The sequence below is a fragment of the Modestobacter marinus genome (genome assembly GCF_019799945.1).
In the GTDB taxonomy this organism is placed as follows: Bacteria; Actinomycetota; Actinomycetes; order Mycobacteriales; family Geodermatophilaceae; genus Modestobacter; species Modestobacter marinus_B.
In genome coordinates, this window is sequence record NZ_JABGCH010000165.1 from 1 (window position 1) to 705 (window position 705).

1 protein-coding gene is annotated in these 705 nt (G+C 71.1%); it reads right to left on the minus strand.

Annotated features, from left to right (window positions below):
- Positions 1–27: 27 nt before the first annotated feature.
- Positions 28–705, minus strand: a 678-nt coding sequence (locus tag HK417_RS24525; protein WP_222273435.1) for a transposase, incomplete at its 5' end; no start/stop codon positions are given.

Here is a 705-nt window from a genome sequence, read left to right on the forward strand (position 1 = left end):
CTGATCCGAAAATCTCCGTCAGGCCGGTCAGGCCGCGGGGTTGAGCGTGACCGCGTAGCCGAGGGCCTGCAGTTCGCGGATGTGGTGACGGGCCTTGCGTTCGGGGTTGTTGCGGGCGGCGTAGTAGTCCGGGCCGAGGTCGATGAACTGGGCCTGCTCGTCGGAGAGCAGCGCCCAGATGATGACGAGGATGGAGCGGCCGATCGCGACGATGGCCCGCTTCTTGCCGCGGCGGCGGGCGATCCGCCGATATCGCTCGCCGAGGAAGGTGTCGGTGCGAGCGGCGCTGACCGCGGCCTCGCCGAGCACCCGGGCGAGGTAGCGGTTGCCCTTGCCGCTGCCTGCTTTGCCGGTTGGGCGGCCGGCGGATTCGTTGACCCCGGGGGCGAAGCGCGCCCAGGAGGTCAGGTGCGCCGGGGTCGGGAACCGGCTCATGTCGGTGCCGATCTCGGCCAGGATCATCTGCGCGGCGACCGGTCCCACGCCGGGGATCGCATCGAGCTTGGCGACCGCGGGTGCCAGCTCGCCGATCTGCTCGTCGATGCGTGCCTGCACGGTGGCGATGTCGGCGGTGACCGCGTCGACCCGGTGCAGCATCTGGGTCAGCAGGAAAGCGTGGTGGTCGGTGAACCGCCCGGTCAGCGACTCGGCCAGGCGGGCGGTCTTGGACCGCAGGCTGCCGCGGGCCAGGTTCGCCAGCACCAC